Source organism: Helicobacter pylori (assembly GCF_003637665.1).
GTDB classification, from domain to species: domain Bacteria; phylum Campylobacterota; class Campylobacteria; order Campylobacterales; family Helicobacteraceae; genus Helicobacter; species Helicobacter pylori_CK.
Map to the genome: position 1 here is coordinate 40,247 of NZ_MVWR01000002.1, position 19,821 is coordinate 60,067.

The window sequence follows — 19,821 nt, forward strand, 5'->3', positions numbered from 1 at the left end:
ATAATATTAATGACTTTTTTATCAAAAATACCGATTAATGCGAATGTTTATAGAAAAGATTGGGATATAAAGAAAAATAAAAATTTTTTAATATTTCTAATGGGGGGAATTTTAAACAAATAAAGGGTTTTTAACCCTTTATGGCTAGCCTTTAAACCAAAATTTGAGTTGCATAAAAAGCTATCAAGGAAAACGCATACGCTACAACGGTTGTAAAGATGAATAGATACGCTACAAACTTTATCCCTCCAGCTTCCCTACCAAAAGTGATGGTCGCTGCAAAACAAGGGATATAAAACATCACAAACACGATAAAAGCGATCCCGCTTGGCACGCTGACTTCTTTTCTTAAAATTTCTCTAAAAGCGTCAGATTTTTCATTTTGATCCCCTAAAGAAAACAACACGCCCAAAGTAGAAACCACCACCTCTTTAGCCATAAATCCGGTTACAAGCGACACACTCAAACGCCAATCAAAATCCATAGGGCTAAAGACTTTTTCTAAATACGCCCCACCTCTTCCTACAATGCTGTTTTTTAAATTCTTTTTATCCAATTCTGCTTTTAATTCTTTTAATTTTTCTTCTTTGGCTTCGCTTGAAAGAGTGGTGTTTTTACCCACTAACAAGCTTTCTTGTTTATAAGTTTTCATAGCCGCATCGCTTTTAGGGTATTGAGACATAAACCAGATTAAAATCGCTCCCACTAAAATGTAAGTCCCGGCTTTTTTTAGGTAGGAAAGCGATTTGGTGTAAATACTGAAATAGACCATTCTCCAACTAGGAAAGCGGTATTTGGGCATTTCCATGATAAAAGATTCAGTCTGTCCTTTAAACACGCTTAATTTGAGTAATTTGGCCATCACTAACGCCACAACCGCCCCCAAAATATAAATGCAAAACAGCACAAATCCCGCGCTAGAAGAAGGGAAAAACGAGCCTACAAACAGCACATAAATAGGCAGCCTTGCCGAGCAGCTCATAAACCCGATCACAAAAAGCGTGATCAGTCGTTCGTTATAATTTTGTAAGGTTCTTGTCGCCATGTAAGCGGGCACAGAGCAGCCAAAACCGGTGATTAAAGGGATAAAACTCTTCCCATGCAAGCCAAATTTATGCAAGATTCCGTCTAGTAAAAACGCCACCCTACTCATATAGCCTGTCGTCTCTAGTAAAGAAATCCCAAAATACAACACCACAATTAAAGGCAAGAATGAAACCGTCGCTCCCACTCCCCCAATAATGCCATCGCCCACCAAAGACGCTAAATCTTCATTAGCCACATTTTCTTTAATACTATCGCTCAAAAATTTAAACCCTGCTTCAAGCGCTTTTTGCACTCCCCCTCCTATTAAAAAACTCAAGGAAAAAATGATAAACATGAACCCTAAAAAAATGAAAATCCCATAACGCTTGTGCATTAAAATCTTATCAATCTTATAAGTGTGTTCAAAGCTCGCGTTTTGTTGGTTTTCGCTGATCACTAATTGAGCGATTCTTTGAGCGCTCTGGCTGTATTTTAAAGACTCCTTAAAACTTTGAGATGGGACTTTTATGCTTTCATTGTTTGTAGTGTTTTGAGAATAAAGCCTGACAATTTCATCTAATAAAAGCTCTGTATTCAAGCGATCTTCTTTGGATCTTGCGCTTGTAGGCACGCACACAACCCCTAATTCTTTAGAAAGCTTTTCTGTATTGATTTTAATGCCTTCTTTTTGCGCCTCATCCCACATGTTGAGCGCAAGAAGCATTTTTTTATTCGTGTCTAACAGCTGTGCGCTTAAGGCTAAATTATGCTCTAAATTGGTGGAATCCACCACATTAAGAATGAGATCGTATTGCCCTTTTTCTAAAAAATCTTTAGTAACCTTTTCTTCAGTGGTGAAGTCATTGAGCGCGTAAGTGCCAGGTAAATCAATGATAGTGATTTGATGATCTTTATGGATCAAACCCACTTCCATCTTATCCACGGTAACCCCGGCAAAATTCCCCACTTTCAAATGGGCGTTACTCAAAGCGTTGATGAGGGATGATTTCCCCACATTAGGCTGGCCCACAAGGGCGATAGTGATTTCTTTCATTGGGTTTGAATGCTCCACATTAAAGCCTTTTAATTTTTAGTTATATCGTTTTGATATTAAAATTTGGCACTATAGCGCTATAAGACTAATTGTTATATAATAAAAGCGAGACAAGAATGTTAAAATGCGAAGGGAGCGTGTGATGTTGTGCGTGTTTGATATAGAAACCATTCCTAGCGTGAGCTTGTGTAAAGAGCATTTTCAATTAGAAGAAAATGATGCGCTAAAAATCTGTGAATGGAGTTTTGAAAAGCAAAAAGAAAAAAGCGGGAGCGAGTTTTTGCCCCTTTATTTGCATGAAATTATCTCTATTGCAGCAGTCATTGGCGATGATTACGGGCAATTTATCAAAGTGGGGAATTTTGGTCAAAAACACGAGAATAAAGAGGGTTTTACAAGCGAAAAAGAGCTTTTAGAAGACTTTTTCAAATACTTTAACGAAAAACAACCGCGCCTAATAAGCTTCAATGGCAGAGGTTTTGATATACCCCTACTCACGCTCAAAGCCCTTAAATACAATTTAACTTTAGACGCTTTTTACAACCAAGAAAATAAATGGGAGAATTACCGTGCGCGTTATAGCGAGCAGTTCCACTTGGATTTAATGGATAGCTTGAGCCATTATGGATCCGTTAGGGGGTTGAATTTGAATGGCATTTGTTCTATGACGAATATTCCTGGTAAATTTGATGTGAGCGGGGATTTAGTGCATGCGATTTATTACAACCCTAAGATAAGCCAAAAGGAGAAAAAAGAGATTATTGATAGCTATTGCCAGAGCGATGTGCTTAACACTTATTGGCTTTTTTTAAAATACGAAGTGCTGAAAGGGGCTTTAAATAAGGAGCAATACCTTGGGCTATTGAGCGATTTTTTAGCCAAATTCCCTAAGGAAAAATCCTATTCAAGCGTTTTTACTAACGCTTTAGAAAAAGAGATTAGGGAGTTTGCTTAAAATTCTATTAAAACCCTGAAACTAGGCAAAGACTGCTTAGAAAGAAATTTTTTAAAGCGTTAGAGAAACATGAGCCTAAAGTGCATATCTGCTTGATTTTAGATCCCTACTCAAAGCTATATTGTGCAATAATCATTGAACGCTAAAATAATATTTTTGAGAAAAAAATAAACGGATCGCCCTCAATCCAAAACAAAACCTAAAACAAAATCCAACCTGTTAGGGTGTCAATCACCTAAAAGTGATACTATGATAAGTAAATCAACTTAAAGGCAAAGACATGAATGAAGTGGTTGTAGTGGCGGCAAAGCGTGGTGCGGTGGGGAGTTTTCTAGGCTCTTTAAAGAATGTGGGCGCTAGAGAAATGGGTGTTTGCGTGCTTAAAGACGCTTTGAATGCGAGCGGCCTTAAGCCTAGCGATGTGGATTCTGTCGTTTTAGGCAATGTTTTAGGCGCTGGTTTGGGTCAAAATATCGCCAGGCAGATCCAACTGGACGCCGGCATCCCTAATGACAGAAACGCTTTTAGCGTCAATATGGTTTGTGGATCGTCTATGAAAGCCATTCAATTAGCGCATGATGCCATCATGCTTGGGCGCGATGAGGTGGTGGTGTGCGGTGGCGTGGAAAACATGAGCAAAGCGCCCTATCTGTCGTTTGACATGCGAGATGGGAAAAGAATGGGGAATGCGAACATGATAGATTCCATGATACATGACGGGCTATGGGATGCGTTCAATGATTACCACATGGGGATCACCGCTGATAATGTCGCTCAAGCATACCACATAAGCCGAGAAGAGCAAGATAATTTCGCACTCCAATCGCAACTCAAAGCAAGAGCCGCCATTAATGCAGGGAAATTCCAAGAAGAAATCACGCCTATTGAAATAGCGAGTAAAAAAGGCGTGGTGGTTTTTAAAGAAGACGAATACCCTAGAGACACGACGCTAGAATCCCTTGCAAAGCTCAAACCCGCTTTCAAAAAAGACGGATCGGTAACGGCGGGAAATTCATCAGGGATCAATGATGGCGCGAGTATTATCATTTTATGCAGCGCTAAAAAAGCACAAAAATTGGGGTTAAAAGCCATGGCAACTATCAGGGGGTTTGGCTTGGGTGGTTGCAGTCCGGATATTATGGGTATATGCCCTAGTATTGCGATTAAAAATAACCTTAAAAATGTCAAAATGAATCTCAACGACATCCATCTTTTTGAACTCAATGAAGCCTTCGCCGCGCAAAGCCTAGCCGTGTTAAAAGAGCTTGAATTAAACCCCAATATCGTGAATGTGAATGGAGGCGCGATAGCCATTGGCCACCCTATTGGCGCGAGCGGCGCTAGGATATTAGTCACTTTATTGCATGAAATGAAAAGAAGCGGGCATGGCGTGGGTTGCGCGTCGTTGTGCGTGGGTGGCGGTCAAGGGCTATCAGTGGTAGTTGAACAAAAATAAGGAGAATGAGATGAATAAGGTTATAACCGATTTAGACAAAGCATTGAGCGCATTAAAAGACGGAGACACTATTTTAGTGGGCGGTTTTGGGCTGTGCGGGATACCCGAATACGCCATTGATTACATTTATAAGAAAGGCATCAAGGATTTGATTGTCGTGAGCAATAATTGCGGCGTTGATGACTTTGGGCTTGGCATTCTTTTAGAAAAAAAGCAGATTAAAAAGATTATCGCTTCCTATGTGGGGGAGAATAAGATTTTTGAATCGCAAATGCTGAACGGAGAAATTGAAGTCGTTTTGACACCGCAAGGCACGCTGGCTGAAAACTTGCGCGCTGGAGGAGCTGGGATACCCGCTTACTACACCCCAACCGGTGTTGGGACTTTGATCGCTCAAGGCAAGGAATCAAGGGAGTTTAACGGCAAAGAGTATATTTTAGAAAGAGCGATCACAGGCGATTACGGGCTTATCAAAGCCTACAAAAGCGATACTTTAGGGAATTTGGTGTTCAGAAAGACAGCCAGGAATTTTAATCCCTTGTGCGCGATGGCGGCAAAAATATGCGTCGCTGAAGTGGAAGAAATTGTCCCGGCCGGGGAATTAGACCCAGATGAAATACACTTGCCAGGAATCTATGTGCAACACATCTATAAGGGCGAGAAATTTGAAAAACGGATAGAAAAAACCACCACAAGGAGTGCGAAATGAGAGAGGCTATCATTAAACGAGCGGCAAAGGAATTAAAAGAGGGCATGTATGTGAATTTAGGGATAGGCTTGCCCACGCTTGTGGCTAATGAAGTGAGCGGGATGAATATCGTTTTCCAAAGCGAGAACGGGCTATTAGGGATTGGCGCTTACCCTTTAGAGGGGAGCGTTGATGCGGATCTCATTAATGCAGGAAAGGAAACCGTAACCGTGGTGCCGGGCGCTTCGTTTTTTAATAGTGCGGATTCGTTTGCGATGATTCGTGGGGGGCATATTGATCTAGCGATTTTAGGGGGGATGGAAGTCTCACAGAATGGGGATTTGGCTAATTGGATGATCCCTAAAAAGCTCATAAAAGGCATGGGAGGGGCTATGGATTTGGTGCATGGCGCTAAAAAAGTGATTGTCATCATGGAGCATTGCAACAAATACGGGGAGTCTAAAGTGAAAAAAGAATGCTCCTTACCCCTAACAGGAAAGAGCGTGGTGCATCAATTGATAACGGATTTAGCGGTGTTTGAATTTTCCAATAACGCCATGAAATTAGTGGAATTGCAAGAGGGGGTCAGCCTTGATCAAGTGAGAGAAAAAACAGAAGCTGAATTTGAAGTGCACCTATAGCTTATAGAAAGGGTGTTTATGTTTTTATTAAGGCATTTGACTTCAGCGTGCGTGTTTTTAGCGTCTAAATGTTTGCCGGACTCCTTTGTTTTGGTCGCTCTTTTATCGTTTGTCGTGTTTGTTCTTGTTTATTGCTTGACAGGGCAAGACGCTTCGTCTGTCATTTCTAGTTGGGGGAATGGCGCTTGGACGCTTTTAGGTTTTTCTATGCAAATGGCTCTTATTTTGGTGTTGGGTCAAGCTCTGGCTAGCGCTAAATTAGTCCAAAAACTTTTAAAATATCTAGCGTCTTTACCTAAAAGGTATTACACGGCTTTATGGTTGGTTACTTTTTTATCGTTAATCGCTAATTGGATCAACTGGGGGTTTGGCTTAGTGATCAGCGCGATTTTTGCAAAAGAGATCGCCAAAAACGTTAAGGGGGTGGATTACAGACTGCTTATTGCTAGCGCTTATTCGGGTTTTGTCATCTGGCATGGGGGTTTATCCGGCTCTATCCCTTTAAGCGTTGCCACCCAAAATGAAAATTTGTCCAAAATGAGCGCCGGGGTGATTGAAAAAGCCATTCCTATCAGTCAGACGATTTTTTCTTCTTATAATTTAATCATTATAGGGATCATTCTTGTAGGGTTACCCTTTTTAATGGCAATGATCCACCCTAAAAAAGAAGAAATCGTTGAGATTGATTCAAAGCTTTTAAAAGACGAATACAAGGAAACAGAACTCATTAGCCACCAACAAGACAAAACGATCGCGCATTTTTTGGAAAACAGCGCTTTGCTTTCTTATCTTTTGGTTTTTTTGGGTTTTGGGTATTTGGGTATTTATTTTTTTAAAGGAGGAGGGCTTGGTTTAAACATTGTCAATACGATTTTCCTTTTTTTAGGGATTTTACTGCATAAAACCCCTTTGGCTTATGTGAAAGCGATCGATCGTTCCGCTAGGAGCGTGGCCGGGATTTTATTGCAATTCCCTTTTTATGCCGGGATTATGGGGATGATGGCAAGCCATAGCGTGGGGGGGCATTCTTTAGCGCAAATGCTTTCTTTAGCCTTCACGCACATCGCTAATGAAAAAACTTTCGCGCTCATGACTTTTTTGAGCGCGGGGATTGTCAATATTTTTATCCCGTCTGGCGGAGGGCAATGGGCGATTCAAGCTCCTATCATGCTCCCAGCTGGGCAAAGCTTAGGCGTGGATCCGGGCGTGGTTTCTATGGCTATCGCTTGGGGAGACGCTTGGACGAATATGATACAGCCTTTTTGGGCTTTGCCCGCTTTAGCCATTGCAGGTTTGGGCGCTAAAGATATTATGGGCTATTGCGTTTTGACTTTAATTTTTGTAGGCTTAGTCGTGTGTGGGGTGTTTTATTTTTTAGTGTGAGTTTTTTATGCCTAAAACCACGCTCTTTGGGGTAAAGTTTTCTCTTTTTACCCCTTAAACGCTCTTGTAATTAAGCCTTATTTCGTTACAATAACCAACCCCATAATAACCTAAGGAAGTGTTTTGTTTTTCAAATTTATTTTATGTTTATTATTAGGAATGTTTGCATGGGCAAAAGAGGATATTCCTACCCCATTAACGCCCTCTAAACGCTATTCTATCAATTTGATGACTGAAAATGATGGTTATATCAATCCTTACATTGATGAGTATTATACCGCAGGTAATCAAATAGGCTTTTCTACTAAAGAGTTTGATTTTTCTAAAAATAAAGCGATGAAATGGACTTCGTATTTAGGTTTTTTCAATAAAAGCCCTAGGGTTACTCGTTTTGGCATTTCTCTCGCCCAAGACATGTATACCCCCTCACTTAAAAACAGAAAACTGGTGCATTTGCATGACAACCACCCTTATGGGGGGTATTTACGGGTGAATTTGAATGTGTATAACCGCCATCAAACTTTCATGGAGCTATTCACGCTTTCTTTAGGTACGACAGGGCAAGATTCTTTGGCCGCTCAAACGCAGCGTCTCATTCATAAATGGGGCCATGACCCCCAATTTTATGGCTGGAACACGCAGCTCAAAAACGAATTTATCTTTGAATTGCACTACCAGTTGCTCAAAAAAGTCCCCCTTTTAAAGACTCGTTTTTTTTCTATGGAGTTAATGCCTGGGTTTAATGTGGAATTGGGTAATGCGAGGGATTATTTCCAACTAGGATCGCTCTTTAGGGCTGGGTATAACCTGGACGCTGATTATGGTGTCAATAAGGTCAATACCGCTTTTGATGGAGGCATGCCTTATAGCGATAAGTTTTCCATCTATTTTTTTGTAGGGGCTTTTGGGCGCTTCCAACCCCTTAACATCTTCATTCAAGGCAATAGCCCTGAAACTAGGGGCATTGCTAATTTGGAATACTTTGTTTATGCCAGTGAAATAGGAGCGGCTATGATGTGGCGTAGCCTCAGGGTGGCTTTTACGATCACTGATATTAGTAAAACCTTTCAATCCCAGCCTAAGCACCATCAAATCGGCACATTAGAATTGAATTTCGCCTTTTGATTTAATATCAGTTTAATGTTTTTCTTCCTATGTGATATTTATATGATATTTTTGGGTAATTTAAGATGAATATCAGTAGCGTTTTAAATGAATTTGTTACTACTTTTCACTTTATTACACCAAATTTTCCCTTATTACAAACAACTTTGAAATAAATGATTTCCATTTAAAAATCAGCCTTATACTTCTAATAGGTTGCCTTGAGCAACACTTTAATTCAAAGGAGTCTAAATGAAAGACGCAAGAGTTCAGGTGATGGGTATTGATGCCGGTGGCACCATGACGGACACATTTTTTGTGAAAGAAAATGGCAGTTTCGTAGTCGGTAAAGCCCAAAGCAACCCAGAAGATGAGAGCTTAGCTATTTATAATAGCTCGCAAGACGCTTTATCGCACTGGCAATCGGATGTGAGTAAGGTTTATCCAGAGTTGGTCACTTGCGTGTATTCAGGCACGGCGATGCTCAATCGGGTCGTCCAAAGGCGTGGGATGGAAGTGGGCCTGATTTGCAATAAGGGTTTTGAGCAAATGCATTCTATGGGCAGGGCGTTGCAATCCTACTTGGGGTATGCGCTAGAAGAAAGGTTGCATATCAACACGCACAAGTATGATGATCCGCTGATTCCTTTAAAAAGGATTAGAGGCGTTACAGAAAGAACCGATGTCAAGGGGCAAGTGGTTATCCCAGTGCGCCAAGAAGAGGTTAAAATCGCTGTTAAGGAGCTTTTAGAAGCAGGTGCAAAGGCCATTGTGATTTGCTTGTTGCAATCTCATAAGAACGCTGAAAGCGAGCGGATCGTTAGAGATATAGCGTTAAAAGAGATTGAAAAATTGGGTAAAAATATTCCTGTATTCGCTTCTGTGGATTGCTACCCTCAAAGAAAAGAAAGCCACAGAATGAACACCACCATCTTAGAAGCTTATGCGGCTGAGCCAAGCAGGCAAACTCTCTCTAAAGTCAGTAACCGCTTCAAAGAGCATGGCGCTAAATTCGATCTTCGTGTGATGGCAACGCATGGAGGCACCATTAGCTGGAAGGCTAAAGAGCTCGCTAGGACTATTGTGAGCGGCCCTATTGGAGGCGTGATCGGATCTAAATTGCTAGGCGAAACGCTTGGTTATGACAATATTGCATGCAGCGATATTGGCGGCACGAGCTTTGATATGGCGCTTATCGTTAAGAGCAATTTCAACATCGCTTCTGACCCTGATATGGCACGCCTTGTTTTATCTCTACCGCTTGTGGCTATGGATTCCGTTGGTGCGGGTGCGGGGAGTTTTGTGCGCATTGATCCGCACAGCCAATCGGTTAAACTAGGGCCTGACAGCGCAGGGTATAGAGTTGGCACTTGTTGGAAAGACAGCGGTTTAGACACGGTTTCAGTAACCGATTGCCACATTGTTTTAGGCTATTTGAACCCGGATAATTTCTTAGGCGGTTTGATCAAATTAGATGTGGATAGGGCTAAAAAACACATTAAAGAGCAAATCGCTGATCCGCTAGGCATTAGCGTAGAAGATGCGGCTGCGGGTGTGATTGAGCTGCTTGATTTGGATCTTAAAGAATACTTGCGATCCAACATTAGCGCTAAAGGGTATAGCCCGTCTGATTTTGTGTGCTTTTCGTATGGTGGCGCGGGGCCTGTGCATACCTATGGTTATACAGAAGGTTTAGGGTTTAAGGATGTGGTAGTGCCTGCGTGGGCGGCTGGATTTAGCGCTTTTGGTTGTGCTTGTGCTGATTTTGAATACAGATACGACAAGAGCGTGGATATTGCTATTCCGCAGTATTCTTCAGACAAGTCCAAAACAGAAGCATGCAAGATCATTCAAGACGCATGGGATGAATTGACCCTTAAAGTGATTGAAGAGTTCAAGATCAATGGATTCTCTGAAAAAGATGTGATCTTAAGACCTGGATATAGGATGCAGTATATGGGGCAATTGAATGACTTAGAGATCACTTCTCCTGTATCAAAAGCTGTAAGCGTGGCTGATTGGGAAGAAATTGTCAAAGAATATGAAAAAACCTACGCTCGCGTTTATTCTGAATCAGCGTGTTCTCCAGAGCTTGGTTTTAGCGTGACCGGCGTGATCATGCGTGGTGTTGTGGCTACGCAAAAACCTGTGATTCCGGTTGAAAAAGAGCATGGCGCTACGCCCCCAAAAGAAGCCAAAATAGGCGTTAGAAAATTCTATCGGCATAAAAAGTGGGTGGATGCAGATGTGTGGCAAATGGAAAAATTACTGCTTGGAAATGAAGTCATAGGGCCTGCGATCGTGGAATCAGATGCGACCACTTTCGTGATACCCAAAGGCTTTGCGACAAGACTAGACAAACACCGATTGTTCCACTTGAAAGAAATTAAATAAAGGAGTTCAAAATGGCAAATTTATTGAAAAACGGCAAAACTTTAAAACAAGCTAGAGATGAAATCCTAGCCAGGACAGAAAAAACAGGGCATTACAATGGTCTCAAAAAACTAGAGTTTAAAGAAAGAGATCCGATCGGTTATGAGAAGATGTTCTCTAAATTAAGAGGCGGTATCGTGCATGCCAGAGAAACGGCTAAAAGGATTGCGGCAAGCCCTATTGTTGAGCAAGAGGGAGAATTGTGCTTCACGCTTTATAACGCTGTGGGCGATAGCGTGCTGACTTCTACGGGTATCATTATCCATGTAGGCACTATGGGATCGGCTATCAAATACATGGTAGAGAATAATTGGGAAGACAACCCAGGCATCAATGACAAGGATATTTTCACCAATAACGACTGCGCGATTGGGAATGTGCACCCATGCGATATTATGACTCTTGTGCCTATTTTCCACGATGAAAAATTGATTGGGTGGGTAGGCGGTGTTACGCATGTGATTGATACCGGTTCGGTTACTCCAGGATCGATGAGCACTGGACAGGTTCAAAGATTTGGGGATGGATACATGATCACTTGCCGTAAAACAGGGGCGAATGATGAGAGCTTTAAAGATTGGTTGCATGAATCTCAAAGATCGGTAAGAACGCCTAAATATTGGATTTTGGATGAAAGGACTAGGATTGCAGGATGCCATATGATTAGGGATTTAGTGATGGAAGTCATTAAAGAAGACGGCATTGATTCTTACATGCGATTTATTGATGAGGTGATTGAAGAGGGGAGGAGAGGCCTTATCTCTAGGATCAAATCCATGACCATACCGGGCAAGTATAGAAAGGTAGCGTTTGTGGATGTGCCTTATGCGCATAAGGATATTGGCGTGTGCTCTGAATTTGCTAAGCTAGACACAATCATGCACTCTCCTGTGGAAATCACTATCAATAAAGACGCTACATGGAAATTGGATTTTGATGGCGCGTCTAGGTGGGGATGGCACTCTTTCAATTGCAACCAAGTGTCTTTCACTAGCGGTATTTGGGTGATGATGACTCAAACGCTGATCCCCACTTCTCGCATCAATGATGGCGCTTATTTTGCGACTCAATTCAGACTCAAAAAAGGGACTTGGATGAATCCAGATGACAGGCGCACCGGGCATGCTTATGCATGGCATTTCTTGGTATCAGGCTGGAGTGCTTTGTGGAGAGGTTTGTCTCAAGCGTATTACAGCCGAGGGTATTTAGAAGAGGTTAATTCTGGAAACGCTAACACTTCCAATTGGTTGCAAGGCGGTGGTATCAACCAGGATGGAGAAATCCATGCGGTGAATAGCTTTGAGACGAGTTCTTGTGGGACTGGAGCTTGCGCGATAAAAGACGGCTTGAATCACGCAGCGGCTATTTGGAATCCAGAAGGCGATATGGGCGATGTTGAAATTTGGGAAATGGCAGAGCCTCTTCTTTATTTAGGCAGGAATGTCAAAGCCAATACCGGTGGGTATGGGAAATATCGAGGCGGTAACGGGTTTGAAACCTTAAGAATGGTGTGGGGTGCGCATGATTGGACCATGTTTTTTATGGGTAATGGCTATATGAATAGCGATTGGGGTATGATGGGGGGCTATCCAGCGGCTAGTGGTTATAGGTTTGAAGCGCACAACACCGATTTAAAAAACAGGATTAAAAATAACGCCAGCTTGCCTTTGGGGGGCGATTTTAACCCAACGGATAGAGATTATGAAAAGCACATTTCTCATGCGTCTCAAGTCAAAAGGGATAAGCAATGCATCACCACAGAGAATTGCTTTGACAATTACGACTTGTATTTGAATTACATCAAAGGCGGTCCTGGATTTGGCGATCCGATTGAAAGGGATTTGAATGCGATTTTAGAAGATCTAAATAGCAAACAGCTATTGCCAGAATACGCTTACAAGGTTTATGGTGCAGTGGTGAGTCAAAATAAAGACGGCGTGTGGGTCGGCGATGAAGCCAAAACGAAGGCCAGAAGAAAAGAAATTCTTGAAAACAGAAAGGCTAGATCCATACCGGTAAAACAATGGATGGAGCAAGAAAGAAACGCTATCCTTGAAAAAGAGGCTTCCAAACAGGTTAAGCACATGTATGCGACTAGCTTTGATCTCTCGCCTAAGTTTTTGAATGATTTTAAAACATTTTGGAACTTGCCAAAGAGCTGGAGCGTGAAAGAAGATGAGCTTGGCGTATTCACCTATGGATCTAAATACAGGATGGATTTGAGCAAATTGCCTGATGTGCGCACAGTTTTGTTGGTTGATGAGAAATAAAGAAAGGAGAATGGTTATGTCAAAATACACACAAGAACAAATCAAAAATTTGGTAGAGGGGAAATTGGATTGGAACACTGTCTTAAAAATGCTTAGCATGCCTAAAGATCATGAAAGATTCCAAATGTATTTGAAGGTGTTGCAAGATAAGGTAGATTTTGATGACAAAATCGTCCTACCTTTGGGGCCGCATTTGTTTGTGGTGCAAGATTCTCAAAAGAAGTGGGTCATTAAGTGTTCATGCGGTCATGCGTTTTGTGCTCCAGAGGAAAATTGGAAACTGCATGCAAACATCTATGTGCGCGATACAGCAGAAAAAATGGAAGAGGTGTATCCTAAACTCTTAGCCAGTGACACTCACTGGCAAGTGTATCGGGAGTATATTTGCCCGGATTGCGGCATCCTTTTAGATGTTGAAGCCCCAACTCCTTGGTATCCTGTGATCCATGATTTTGAGCCTGATATAGAGGTGTTTTATAAAGATTGGCTAGGTATCCAACCCCCAGAAAGACGCTAAAATCGCTCAATCCTTTTTATGAAGAGGCTTTATGCCTCTTTGACACACTTATAAAAAGCTTGGGTTAATTCAACTCAAGCAAATTCTTTCAATCCCAACAAATTCAGCCACAAATTAGGACTTTTTCAAAATTTTAAGCTCTTTTTCTTTTTTTTTGATTTAATACTCGGTATAATCTTAATCCACCTAAAAGGAAAGCTATGAAAGTAACACAAGGCATTGCTAACGACTTTTTTGCCCTAACAAACACGATATTTTCTGTCCTTGTACACCAGCGAAACCACACTTGGGAAGAAGAAAATTGTGAAAAATTACTGCAAGATATTGTCAGTATTTCTCAAAATAAGAAAACGCATTTTATGAGTTCTATCACTATACTTTCAATCAAATAAAGGGTTTTTTTGACTAAAAAATTCATGTCTTGGATGGTGGTTATTGGGGCTTTAATTTGCGTGCTTTTAGGGGTGTTTATCTTCTTTACCAGCATGTCGGTTAAAAAATCTTTAACCGCTTATCTTAACGCTTATTTGGATCAACGCCCCCATATTAAGGGCATGGGGATTGTAGGCGCTCCTTTTGAATGCGAAGGATTTTTTAAAATCGCATGCGTTTCTAAAGAGCTCAGTTTTTTAGATTCTCAAAACTCCCCTATTGTTGATTTTAAAAATTTGAGTATTAAGCTCAACTCTTTAGATAAAAGCTCTCTTATCCTTTCTGTCCATTCTCAAATCAAATCCCCTATTTTAGAACAAGATATTCAGCAAAAAATCCATCAAATCCCCCTAAAAGACTTGAATATCTTATTAGAAAAAATGAAACCCACGCGTTTGAATTGCTCTTTAACATTCAACGCTTTAGATGAAAAAACCTTAAACGATAATTTAAAATGCGATTTGACTAATACAGAGAATATCCTTGCTTACACTTTTTTTCAAGAGGGTTTAATGGAGGCGCAAGAAAATCTCTCCCTTAAAAATATTTTTAAAACCTTGAGTTCTAAAGACGCTAAAGCCATAGAAGAGTTGCAAGACAAACTGCGTTTTTTAGCGCCAAAGTTGGGCGTTTCTATCCAAGCGCGCCATCTTAAAAACCTTTTAGAAGCCTTTTATTACCAAAATAAAGAGAGTTTGGGCTTTTTTTCCCCTTATTTTAGCTTGCGTTCTCAAACCCCTAGCGTTTCTTATGAAAGCGCGTTAGCTTCTTTAGAAAACTATTTTATGGCCTTGTTTCAATCCCATTTTAAAGACGATGCAACGCTCCAACAAAATTTTAAAGGATTGTTGCAAGCCTTTGTTTCTATGGCTAAAGACAAACGATCCCAAATCGTTCTTAACGCCCAAGCTAAAGACAACGCCAAGCTGACTTTTAACGCTTTGTTAGAAAGCCTTAGCGTGAATTTCTTTCAATCTTACCAAATAAGCCATGAGTGATTTCAAAGTCCCCCCCAAAGCTAAAGGGTTTAAACGCCTTTTTAAAGCCCTTTTTTATTCTAAAGACGGGCTTAAATGCGCATGGGCTGAAGAGAGCGCGTTCAGGCAAATTGTCATTTTGGCTCTTTTTTGCATCGTTCTAGCGAGCTATTTAGCCAAAGATTTTTTAGAATGGGGGCTATTGATTGTACCTTGCTTTTTATCGGTGGTCATTGAACTAATCAATAGCTCTATTGAAAAGGCTGTGGATTTTACTGGCACAGAGTTCCACCCATTAGCCAAAAAAGCTAAAGACATGGCCAGTGCAGCCCAACTGATAGGGCTTATTTTTTGGGCTTTGATTTGGGGGCGTTATCTTTTAACGCTTTATTTGAAGTAATTAAATTTTAGGGAGACGCATGCAAGATAATTCAGTCAATGAAACAAAAAATATTGTAGAAGTGGGGATTGATTCTTCTATTGAAGAGAGCTATTTAGCTTATTCCATGAGCGTGATCATAGGGCGCGCTTTACCGGACGCTAGAGATGGCTTAAAGCCTGTGCATAGGCGTATTTTGTATGCGATGCATGAATTAGGCCTTACTTCCAAAGTCGCTTATAAAAAAAGCGCTAGGATCGTGGGTGATGTGATTGGTAAATACCACCCCCATGGCGATAACGCGGTTTATGATGCACTAGTGAGAATGGCGCAAGATTTTTCCATGCGTTTGGAATTAGTGGATGGGCAGGGCAACTTTGGCTCTATTGATGGCGATAACGCTGCAGCAATGCGTTACACTGAAGCCAGAATGACTAAGGCGAGTGAAGAAATTTTAAGGGATATTGATAAAGACACCATTGATTTTGTGCCTAATTACGATGACACCTTAAAAGAGCCAGATATTTTACCAAGCCGTCTGCCTAACCTTTTAGTCAATGGGGCTAATGGGATCGCTGTGGGGATGGCGACTTCTATCCCCCCTCACAGGATGGATGAAATCATAGACGCTTTAGCGCATGTCTTAGAAAACCCTAACGCTGAATTAGATGAAATTTTAGAATTTGTCAAAGGGCCTGATTTTCCCACTGGTGGGATCATTTATGGCAAGGCGGGTATTATTGAAGCCTATAAAACGGGGCGAGGGCGCGTGAAAGTGCGGGCCAAAGTGCATGTGGAAAAGACGAAAAATAAAGAAATCATCGTTTTAGATGAAATGCCTTTTCAAACCAATAAAGCCAAATTAGTGGAACAAATCAGCGATTTAGCGCGAGAAAAACAAATTGAAGGCATTAGCGAAGTGCGCGATGAGAGCGATAGAGAGGGCATTAGAGTGGTGATTGAATTAAAAAGAGACGCGATGAGTGAAATTGTCTTAAACCACCTCTACAAACTCACCACCATGGAAACCACTTTTAGCATCATTCTACTCGCCATTTATAATAAAGAGCCTAAGATTTTCACGCTTTTAGAGTTGTTGCGCCTTTTCTTAAACCACAGAAAGACCATTATTATAAGACGCACTATTTTTGAATTGGAAAAGGCTAAGGCTAGAGCGCATATTTTAGAGGGCTATTTGATCGCACTAGACAATATTGATGAAATCGTGCAACTCATTAAAACAAGCCAAAGCCCAGAAACGGCTAAAAACGCCTTAATGGAGCGTTTCACTTTGAGTGAAATCCAAAGCAAAGCCATTTTAGAAATGCGTTTGCAACGCTTAACAGGCCTTGAAAGGGATAAGATCAAAGAAGAATACCAAAACTTATTAGAGCTTATTGATGATCTCAATGGCATTTTAAAGAGCGAAGAACGCTTGAATGGAGTCGTCAAAACAGAGCTTTTAGAAGTCAAGGAGCAATTTTCTTCTCCAAGGCGCACTGAAATTCAAGAATCTTATGAAAATATTGACACAGAAGATTTGATCGCTAATGAGCCTATGGTGGTGAGCATGAGCTATAAAGGCTATGTGAAAAGAGTGGATTTAAAAGCTTATGAAAAGCAAAATCGTGGCGGTAAGGGAAAGCTTTCAGGCAGCACTTATGAAGACGATTTCATTGAAAACTTTTTTGTGGCTAACACGCATGATATTTTGCTCTTTATCACCAATAAGGGGCAATTGTATCATTTGAAAGTCTATAAAATCCCAGAAGCGAGCCGGATCGCTATGGGTAAAGCCATTGTGAATTTAATCTCGCTCGCTCCGGATGAAAAGATCATGGCGACTCTAAGCACTAAAGACTTTAGCGATGAACGCTCTTTAGCTTTCTTCACGAAAAATGGCGTGGTGAAGCGCACCAATTTGAGCGAATTTGGCGGTAATAGGAGTTATAGCGGTATCAGAGCGATTGTTTTAGATGAAGGCGATGAATTAGTGGGTGCAAAAGTTGTGGATAACAACGCTAAGCATTTGCTCATCGCATCGCATTTGGGTATTTTCATTAAATTCCCTTTAGAAGATGTGCGCGAAATGGGAAGACATGCTCGTGGGGTTAGAGGGATTAAGCTGAATGAAAACGATTTTGTTGTCGGCGCGGTCGTTATTAGCGGTGATGGCAACAAGCTTTTGAGCGTGAGCGAGAACGGGCTTGGCAAGCAAACTTTAGCCGAAGCGTATAGAGAGCAATCTCGTGGAGGTAAGGGGGTTATTGGCATGAAGCTCACTCAAAAAACCGGTAATTTGGTGGGCGTTATCAGCGTGGATGATGAGAACCTGGATTTAATGATCCTTACTGCGAGCGCGAAAATGATCAGAGTTTCCATTAAAGACATTAGAGAAACCGGAAGAAATGCCAGTGGGGTAAAACTCATAAACACCGCCGATAAAGTCATGTATGTCAATTCTTGCCCTAAAGAAGAAGAGCCAGAAAATTTAGAAAACCCTCCTGCACAATTATTTGAGTGATGCGTTTCTTTTCATTCTTTTATTTTTTATTGTATTTTTTAGGGGTTTCTTTGCATGCTCTAAACCCCCTAGAAGATCAAGAATTTTTAATTTCGTACCGCTTGAAAATCGTTGATTCTAGAGTGATGGGCGAAGAGTATTCCATCTCTAAGCCTATTGTCAGCCGCATCAAAACAGCCCCCTATGTATTAGACTATCGTTGCTCCATCATCACTCGCAACCCACCCGATTTGAAAAACCCCTTGCTCCAAACCAAACTAGAACGCTTCCTTTTAGAAATAGCGTTAAAAAAAGAAAAAGAGCGAGTCATTGACTGCATTTTAAAAAGCCAAGTCGCTATCACGCATTATGATCACAGCTATAAAAACGGCACCACTACCACAAGCATTCTTAACCTCAAAGCCTTAAGCGTTAGAGCGAGTTTAGTGGGAGATGCGCTGTTTTTAGATATTTTTAGAAAGGAAGAAGAATGAAAATCGCCATTGTAGAAGATGATATTAACATGCGTAAAAGTCTGGAGCTTTTTTTTGAGCTTCAGGACGATTTAGAGATTGTGAGTTTTAAAAACCCTAAAGACGCGCTAGCGAAACTTGATGAAAGCTTTGATTTAGTCATCACGGATATTAACATGCCCCATATGGACGGCTTAGAATTTTTACGCCTTTTAGAAGGCAAGTATGAATCCATTGTGATTACCGGTAACGCGACCTTGAATAAAGCCATTGATTCCATTCGTTTAGGCGTGAAAGACTTTTTCCAAAAGCCTTTTAAACCAGAATTGCTTTTAGAATCCATCTATCGCACTAAAAAAGTTTTAGAATTTCAAAAAAAACACCCTTTAGAAAAACCTTTAAAAAAACCACACAAACACAGCTTTTTAGCCGCTTCAAAAGCGTTAGAAGAGAGCAAACGGCAGGCCTTAAAAGTCGCAAGCACGGACGCTAATGTCATGCTATTAGGCGAAAGCGGGGTGGGTAAGGAAGTTTTTGCTCATTTCATCCACCAGCATTCTCAGCGCTCCAAGCACCCTTTTATTGCGATCAACATGTCCGCAATCCCAGAGCATTTATTAGAAAGCGAGCTTTTTGGGTATCAAAAAGGGGCGTTCACGGACGCCACAGCGCCTAAAATGGGGCTTTTTGAGAGTGCTAATAAAGGCACGATCTTTTTAGATGAAATCGCTGAAATGCCCTTTCAATTGCAAAGCAAACTTTTAAGAGTGGTTCAAGAAAAAGAGATCATGCGCCTTGGGGATAATAAGAGCGTTAAAATTGATGTTCGTTTCATTTCCGCTACCAACGCTAACATGAAAGAAAAAATCGCTTCAAAAGAATTTAGAGAAGATTTGTTTTTCCGCTTGCAAATTGTGCCTATAACTATCGCGCCTTTAAGAGAGAGGACAGAAGAGATTTTACCCATTGCTGAAATCAAGCTTAAAGAAGTGTGCGATGCGTATCATTTGGGGTCAAAATCTTTTTCAAAAAACGCCGCAAAACGCCTTTTAGAATACTCTTGGCATGGGAATGTGCGAGAGCTTTTAGGCGTCGTGGAAAGAGCGGCGATTTTAAGCGAAGGATCAGAAATCCAAGAGAAAGATTTGTTTTTGGAAAGGTAGTTTGTAGGGCTTCTTTATAAACCATCTGCAACCAGATAAGTTTAATAAGTTTGAGTGATCACGCTATAATTTCATAGGGTCATTAGAAAAAGCGTTTATTAGAAACGCTTAATTTGGGATTTTTGCTTAAAGGGGTTTAAAGATTGGGGTTCAATTAATGGGGAGTTTTTATGTTAGCGAATGATTTTATGGTTAAGAAATTAAAAAACAAGGAATTACATGGTTTGTTGTGTAGCAAATTGAGTAAAAGAGTGGATAGATTTGGTTATAGAGTGATTGGTGTTGGAGCGGATAAAGAGATAACGAAGTTATTGTTCAATTGAGTCAGGAAAAAATTGTTAGATTGAATAGCAAGATCGCTTTAGCA

The 19,821-nt window shown here is 40.9% G+C and carries 17 protein-coding genes; 16 read left to right on the plus strand and 1 reads right to left on the minus strand.

Annotated features, from left to right (window positions below; translation table 11 throughout):
* Nucleotides 1-151 precede the first annotated feature (151 nt).
* Complete coding sequence (feoB, locus tag EAL49_RS01785) at nt 152-2,080, minus strand: ferrous iron transport protein B (RefSeq protein ID WP_120828785.1); 1,929 nt, start codon at nt 2,078-2,080, stop codon at nt 152-154.
* Between the two features lie 142 nt (nt 2,081-2,222).
* On the opposite strand from feoB, the gene EAL49_RS01790 reads away from it, so the two are divergent.
* The 16 genes from EAL49_RS01790 (at nt 2,223) to EAL49_RS08230 (ending at nt 19,777) form a co-directional block, all read left to right on the plus strand.
* Nucleotides 2,223-3,035: a 3'-5' exonuclease gene (locus EAL49_RS01790; RefSeq protein WP_120828505.1), complete on the plus strand. Its 813-nt coding sequence runs from the start codon at nt 2,223-2,225 to the stop codon at nt 3,033-3,035.
* 280 nt (nt 3,036-3,315) lie between these two features.
* Nucleotides 3,316-4,491: an acetyl-CoA C-acetyltransferase gene (locus EAL49_RS01795; protein WP_120828507.1), complete on the plus strand. Its 1,176-nt coding sequence runs from the start codon at nt 3,316-3,318 to the stop codon at nt 4,489-4,491.
* 10 nt (nt 4,492-4,501) lie between these two features.
* Nucleotides 4,502-5,200, plus strand: a complete 699-nt coding sequence (locus EAL49_RS01800) for a CoA transferase subunit A (protein ID WP_001045158.1) — start codon at nt 4,502-4,504, stop codon at nt 5,198-5,200.
* Complete coding sequence (locus EAL49_RS01805) at nt 5,197-5,820, plus strand: 3-oxoacid CoA-transferase subunit B (RefSeq protein ID WP_120828509.1); 624 nt, start codon at nt 5,197-5,199, stop codon at nt 5,818-5,820. Before EAL49_RS01800 ends, EAL49_RS01805 begins: the two co-directional genes overlap by 4 nt.
* Before the next feature lie 18 nt (nt 5,821-5,838).
* The gene (locus EAL49_RS01810; RefSeq protein ID WP_120828511.1) at nt 5,839-7,203 is read left to right on the plus strand and encodes a TIGR00366 family protein; all 1,365 of its coding nucleotides are present in this window, start codon (nt 5,839-5,841) and stop codon (nt 7,201-7,203) included.
* 123 nt (nt 7,204-7,326) lie between these two features.
* Nucleotides 7,327-8,328, plus strand: a complete 1,002-nt coding sequence (locus EAL49_RS01815) for a lipid A deacylase LpxR family protein (RefSeq protein ID WP_000465192.1) — start codon at nt 7,327-7,329, stop codon at nt 8,326-8,328.
* Between the two features lie 231 nt (nt 8,329-8,559).
* On the plus strand, nt 8,560-10,701 hold the full coding sequence (locus tag EAL49_RS01820; protein WP_120828513.1) for a hydantoinase/oxoprolinase family protein: 2,142 nt from the start codon (nt 8,560-8,562) through the stop codon (nt 10,699-10,701).
* An 11-nt stretch (nt 10,702-10,712) separates the two neighbouring features.
* Nucleotides 10,713-13,010, plus strand: coding sequence for a hydantoinase B/oxoprolinase family protein (locus EAL49_RS01825; protein WP_001285085.1), 2,298 nt, complete (start codon nt 10,713-10,715; stop codon nt 13,008-13,010).
* A 16-nt stretch (nt 13,011-13,026) separates the two neighbouring features.
* Nucleotides 13,027-13,527: an acetone carboxylase subunit gamma gene (locus tag EAL49_RS01830; RefSeq protein WP_162973077.1), complete on the plus strand. Its 501-nt coding sequence runs from the start codon at nt 13,027-13,029 to the stop codon at nt 13,525-13,527.
* Nucleotides 13,528-13,727: 200 nt separating this feature from the next.
* Nucleotides 13,728-13,919 carry a hypothetical protein gene (locus tag EAL49_RS01835; protein WP_108382084.1) on the plus strand — a complete coding sequence of 64 codons (192 nt, stop codon included), beginning with the start codon at nt 13,728-13,730 and terminating at the stop codon, nt 13,917-13,919.
* A 24-nt stretch (nt 13,920-13,943) separates the two neighbouring features.
* Nucleotides 13,944-14,957: a hypothetical protein gene (locus EAL49_RS01840; RefSeq protein WP_162973086.1), complete on the plus strand. Its 1,014-nt coding sequence runs from the start codon at nt 13,944-13,946 to the stop codon at nt 14,955-14,957.
* Entirely contained in the window at nt 14,950-15,336 is a 387-nt protein-coding gene (locus EAL49_RS01845) for a diacylglycerol kinase (protein WP_120828519.1), read from the plus strand. Before EAL49_RS01840 ends, EAL49_RS01845 begins: the two co-directional genes overlap by 8 nt.
* Before the next feature lie 19 nt (nt 15,337-15,355).
* Nucleotides 15,356-17,839, plus strand: coding sequence for a DNA topoisomerase (ATP-hydrolyzing) subunit A (gyrA, locus tag EAL49_RS01850; protein WP_120828521.1), 2,484 nt, complete (start codon nt 15,356-15,358; stop codon nt 17,837-17,839).
* Nucleotides 17,839-18,312: a hypothetical protein gene (locus tag EAL49_RS01855; RefSeq protein WP_162973078.1), complete on the plus strand. Its 474-nt coding sequence runs from the start codon at nt 17,839-17,841 to the stop codon at nt 18,310-18,312. The genes gyrA and EAL49_RS01855 overlap by 1 nt, the downstream gene beginning before the upstream one ends.
* A complete protein-coding gene (gene flgR / locus EAL49_RS01860) occupies nt 18,309-19,454 on the plus strand; it encodes a transcriptional activator FlgR (RefSeq protein WP_120828525.1) in 1,146 nt (381 codons plus the stop codon). Before EAL49_RS01855 ends, flgR begins: the two co-directional genes overlap by 4 nt.
* 170 nt (nt 19,455-19,624) lie before the next feature.
* Nucleotides 19,625-19,777 carry a hypothetical protein gene (locus EAL49_RS08230; RefSeq protein ID WP_162973079.1) on the plus strand — a complete coding sequence of 51 codons (153 nt, stop codon included), beginning with the start codon at nt 19,625-19,627 and terminating at the stop codon, nt 19,775-19,777.
* Nucleotides 19,778-19,821: the final 44 nt, after the last annotated feature.